Raw genomic sequence first — 5,237 nt, forward strand, 5'->3', positions numbered from 1 at the left:
AGAGATCCCAAGAGTTGTAACAAGTGCAATTTTTATCTTGGTAGCATTTTATTTTGAAACACGTAAAACTAAGAGAGAGAGACTATCACTACTTATTCATGAAGTGAAACACCCTGAAAAAGCTGAGGAGGAAAAAAGAAAAGAAAAATATCCTCTTTATATTCCGAAATATTCTGTAAGGAGCTTATTAGTCCTTATGTTAGCTTCCATATTATATGTTAATTTTTACGGACCTAATGTCACCTTTGAAGTCACTAATACGTTAATAGATATCTTTATTATTATTGTTTTCTTCATACTAGGTTCAATATTTCGAAGAATTGGATCAAGCGGAGAAGAAAGAGAGTTCAAAGACCAGGTTAGGATGAAACTAAAAGAAACACCTAGAATCTCTGATATTTCAATGATAAAATATATAGAGGAACAAGAGTCAGGCTGGATACAAAAATCATTCAAAAATTTTGTTTCTATTTTAACACTATTTGCAATTCTTACTGCATTAGCGATGTATACAATAGATTTGGATTATGATCTTTTAATTCTGCCGCTATATGCGTTTACAGTACGTTCTACTTTGTTTTTAATGATTAATGTCTACTATGGTTTTAGAGAATGAACTATTTTCTCTTAAGAACAGACTTATAATTATACGAGAATCTGTTTCCACCAGAAAAAATGATGTTCCGTGACTTATCTTTCAAGGAATTCAACTGTTAAGTCTTTACGAGATAACATTTTATGCGGATTATTAATGATGTTTTCTAAGATTGAGAGCATTTCGTTCTTTTCTTCTGGAAGACTCCCGCAAAAGTTTGTGTAATTTGAGAGATGATCATTAAATACATCACTAGTTACTCTTAATTCTTTTAATATCGAATATTCCTCTTTCAAAACTTCACGTGGTCGTAACTCCTTAAAAATGCCTAACAACATATCGAGATAGAGTGGTGAATTAGGCAAGATGTGTAATGTCCTGAAGCGGATCATATGAGGTTTGATTGAATTTAGAATACGCGTTGTTTCAATAATGTGTTCTTTAGAGAATTTCTTGCCTCCGAGACCTAGAATCACATTAACGGAGAGCTTGAATCCCATATGCATAACTTTCTTGCTTGCGTTAATTATTTCCTCTGGAGTTATTCCTTTCTTACACATTTTGAGAAGTGAAGCGCTCCCAGTCTCTATTCCCATATAGATTGTTTGTAATCCATAGTCATGAAGTTTTATCAGTTCATCATTCTTTTTCTCCAGTATATCCGAGGCTCTAGCGTAACTGCTTATGTGTTGAGGATGAGGGAAGTTTTGATTAATGAATTGAAGTACATCGCACAACACTTTTGTTTCGGAGCTAATAGCACTGCTGCCACCTAAAAAGAAGTTAGTAGCAAAACTTAACGATGACTTTATTCTTTCTAAATCTTTAAAAATATCTGTTCGAGAGCGTTTTCTAAAAAATTGTGCTCTTGGATCTTTATATAGCCAACAAAATGTACATAGATTCCAGGCACATCCTTCAGTAATCTCAATTGACGCACTGTACACTTCACACGGAGGACGAACGTGAATGCCTTGAGTTATAACTACAATACAACCCTCCAGTTCACATACTAGGGCTCAATAAGCAACGCCCCTACCTTTAACTCTTAATTCATCTTCAGCTAGTTTCCATACCTCGCCCTCGACATCCCACGTTGTTCCAATATCTTTGATTTTCATTTCTTTGTCTAACACAAGATATATCTTATCCTCATGCTTCTGAACGATCATAATGTGGTTTCGTAATTTTTCTGGAAGTGAGTCATACCATTTGAATATCCTTTCGTCTCTGTCTCTATTCCATTGAACAATAACGTCTTTGTATAAAGTGAATCCATAGCGATATTGATCTGCTTCTTCTTTGTTTGGGAAATTGTCTGGATATCGAATTTTTCCTTTTGGATGATCTATTTTTATTGATACAGATGACATTCTTTAATCCACCTTTATTTCAGAGTTCATTGATCAGTGAATCAATGGTAGATTATCTTAACTGAATAAGTGCTGGTTCTTTTAAAAAATTTAACTTATGCGGAGGAAATTCCCTTTCTGATGGATGGCTCGTTCAAATAAAAAAAGAAGGTAACGAAGAGCGCATTAAAAGGTGTTAGATAAATGACAAAGACAAAGCATCATGTTTACAGGCGTTGACACACTCAAGACACAAAATACAGTTATCATCGCGAACCTTTTCTAATTCTTCGCCTGCGCCGGTATCCAATAAACGTACACCCATTGGACATACCTTCATACAATCATCGCATTCTCCTTTCGGACATCGAATTGGATTTCTTTTAAGCGTTAAGAGACCATATTTTCCACAATATCCTAATATTCCACCTAGCGGACAGAAGTATCTGCACCATGCCCTAGGCACATATACTGAAACCAAAACAATGATTACAAGGACTGCGACACGAATCCAGAGAAGAACTGGCCAACCACCTAATTGATAAAGTTTTTCATAAGAGGGAGGAAGGAAAAATAGGATATTTGCAAAGAAATGCGGTAAAAAACTAAATAGCGTAGCAGCAGGATCAATCGGCGCAAAAGAATTATTTGCAAAAGGACCAAAAGCCCCTACTATCCCTGTACTACTTCTTTGTAGTCGTCTAATTCCAATAATAGTTGATATCAAAATTGTAGCAATTAAAATATAAAGTCTTATTTGTCTCAAGGAGTTGTCATTTTGCCGAGTTATCGGTTTGACATGCTTTTTAGGTCGAATATATGAAAGAAGGTCTTCAACAAATCCAAAAGGACACGCCCAAGCACAGGGTGTGCGACCTAAAAATACAGCCGTAAGTAAAATAATTCCTATTGCGAGTAAAGGAAAAATACCAAATGCAAGTGACGTCAAGAGGATGTCATAGGCCCCGGCAACCGTTGTATAAGGCGCTCCTGTTGGTTGTATAAAAGGAACGATTATTGCTGCGAAAGCCAAATCAAAAATGACTCCAAATACTATAAGGAAGACACACAGTTGAATTATTGATCGAAATAATCTCATTTTGTTTCTAATAAGCCATGGGTGCATTAAAGTCGCGTCCTTTCAATAATTTTTTCGAAGTTAAAGAATAATCCACTTATACACGGAAATTGCTATACAAATGAGAGCTATCACAGAGTTTAGTAAACACTCAATACGATACCTTTCTTCTATTAGCATTCCAGTTTTTCATGATTTGAGAGGCAGTATTATCATAAAACCGTGAACTACTCCACCCTGACGGATGAAGTTTCCTGCGAGTCCTCCCAACCCTTGCGGGAAACTCTCGTTTTACGATCGGCTGTGTGTCGCAGATCATCCTCTTGTGAGGATGGCCTGTCCACCTGGCATTCTGTGATAGGAACCTTCAGTTCCAGCATCACATCATACGGGTTCGTCAAATGCTATTGTCCTTTTACCTTCGCAGTTAACCGCGCTGGTTAGCAACTGTACGAATCCTCGCTCACAGGGTCGCCTCTTCAATCATCCTACCGGGAGTTTTGTATCCCTGCCTTCCTCTCGATATTCATCACCACCCTTCTGGGCAAAACACTTTATAAAGCTAGCGGCTTTCATCCCCTACCTGACAGAAGGGAACTTTCCGCCGATAATGTTAAAAACATGATGTATATCTAAAGCACACTATTTCCTAACTAGAACACTTACGCTTATTTAGTCTTTTCAATTAATTTGAAAACGCAAAACCTGAGATTCTATTCGGAATTTGAGTTAAATGAGCGCTTAAACAACCTTAATTAACTTTGGGAAACACCAAACATGTCTTTAGATCTCAAATCAATATCAAATACACCTTTTTCTATCCCTGACTATCACCAGAATATTTCTATGGTAGTCCCTTCAGCTTTTAAATGTTTAGATCAAGATCTTGGAAGGCGTTCACTTTTTGATCTACCACAGACAAAACGGGTTTTGGAAGCTAACGAATGTATGGATGCTGAAACTGCTGTCGTCATTTTAGTGGATACTTTAGGTTTTACAAAACTACAAGAGATGTCAAATTGGCTTTTTCCTATTATTAAAAGTCATGGATTTCAATTATCTTCAACGTGTCCCACGATAACATCCACATGTTTAATGAGTGCTCATACTGGGCTAACTCCCTGCGAACATGGAATCGTTGGACACAAGATATACATTCCTGAGTACGATAACATAATAGATTTCCTTAAGATGAGTCCGATTGACTTTAAAACGCGAGATAGCTTAATGAGCAGCGGAATTAACTTTCGAAAACTCGCTTGGAATCCTTCGCTTTATGATTTAATGAATCGTGATTTGGTTGCACATGTAGGTTTAATCCACCACAGAATTCTCGGCACAGGACTATCTAACTTGCTTGTAGATCCCAAAATACGGACTGACATTGGCTATGCAAACATGATAGACTTATTCGCAAAAGCAAAGAAGATAATAAAGAATAAGACTAATAAGAAGATTCAGCAGCCAAAAATGCTCCTTAACATTTATATTGGATATTTGGATGAACTCTCTCATCTATACGGACCGAATAGTCAAGAATATCTTGCAGGTTTTCATTATTTTGAAATTAGACTTCGTGAATTTATTAATACTTTAGAAAAAAATGGCTTGTGTGAAAAGACTACTCTTTTTCTTTTTTCTGATCATGGTCAAGTTCCGATAGATAAAATACTTGCTTTTACGAAGGATGACATCGAACAGTTAGGCAAATATCTTTCTTTTAGACCTGGAAGGAGTGGACGTGCAATCCATTTTTACATAAAATCAGAGTTTTTAGACGAGGCTAAAAACTTCCTTTCTAACTTCATTGGAGATAAAGGCGTTGTATATAATTTCTCAGATGTGGTAGACTTTCTAGGATGTCTCCCGTCTAATAATCACAACATAAAAAGATTACAAGAACGATTTGGGGATCTAATAGTCTTCTTAAAAACTGGCTATCATCTAGACCTTCCAAAACCAACTAAAGAGAAAAAAATGGATTGGATTGATAGACTAATGAGTCCCACAGTCAAGTTCGGTTCACACGGATCTCTAACGCTTGATGAATTAATTGTGCCTTGTCTAGCATCAAATGTATCTAAGATCGCCCAACAAATTTGAAAATACTATCTTTCTTTTGCCAAGATGGATTTTGCAACGTCAGCCATCTTAGAAAACATAGCTCCAGCAGCTTTCATATACTCGATAAGACGCTCCAACAATCGAATTC

At 36.4% G+C, this 5,237-nt stretch carries 5 protein-coding genes; 2 read left to right on the forward strand and 3 right to left on the reverse strand.

The features are described 5' to 3' along the window. Positions 1–616, forward strand: a 616-nt coding sequence (locus QVB70_RS07680) for a hypothetical protein (protein WP_287585069.1), incomplete at its 5' end; no start/stop codon positions are given. A gap of 74 nt (positions 617–690) precedes the next feature. Here QVB70_RS07680 and QVB70_RS07685 read toward each other — a convergent pair. From QVB70_RS07685 to QVB70_RS07695, 3 genes are all read right to left on the reverse strand, one after another. Further along, positions 691–1,542: a radical SAM protein gene (locus tag QVB70_RS07685; RefSeq protein WP_287585071.1), complete on the reverse strand. Its 852-nt coding sequence runs from the start codon at positions 1,540–1,542 to the stop codon at positions 691–693. Positions 1,543–1,614: 72 nt separating this feature from the next. Further along, positions 1,615–1,968 (reverse strand): hypothetical protein, encoded by a 354-nt coding sequence (locus tag QVB70_RS07690; protein ID WP_287585073.1) that lies wholly within the window; start codon positions 1,966–1,968, stop codon positions 1,615–1,617. 175 nt (positions 1,969–2,143) lie between these two features. Next, complete coding sequence (locus tag QVB70_RS07695) at positions 2,144–3,073, reverse strand: 4Fe-4S binding protein (protein WP_287585075.1); 930 nt, start codon at positions 3,071–3,073, stop codon at positions 2,144–2,146. Between the two features lie 729 nt (positions 3,074–3,802). On the opposite strand from QVB70_RS07695, the gene QVB70_RS07700 reads away from it, so the two are divergent. Further along, on the forward strand, positions 3,803–5,128 hold the full coding sequence (locus QVB70_RS07700) for an alkaline phosphatase family protein (RefSeq protein WP_287585077.1): 1,326 nt from the start codon (positions 3,803–3,805) through the stop codon (positions 5,126–5,128). The last annotated feature ends 109 nt before the right edge of the window (positions 5,129–5,237 follow it).

Origin of the sequence: Candidatus Borrarchaeum sp., from assembly GCF_019058535.1 — an archaeon.
Taxonomy (GTDB): Archaea; Asgardarchaeota; Sifarchaeia; order Borrarchaeales; family Borrarchaeaceae; genus Borrarchaeum; species Borrarchaeum weybense.

What these genes read in the sequence shown, in the direction of transcription:
- QVB70_RS07690 (WP_287585073.1), bottom strand. Translation starts at nt 1,968, where the DNA reads ATGTCATCTGTATCAATAAAAATAGATCATCCAAAAGGAAAAATTCGA.
- QVB70_RS07695 (WP_287585075.1), bottom strand. Translation starts at nt 3,073, where the DNA reads ATGCACCCATGGCTTATTAGAAACAAAATGAGATTATTTCGATCAATA.
- QVB70_RS07700 (WP_287585077.1), top strand. Translation starts at nt 3,803, where the DNA reads ATGTCTTTAGATCTCAAATCAATATCAAATACACCTTTTTCTATCCCT.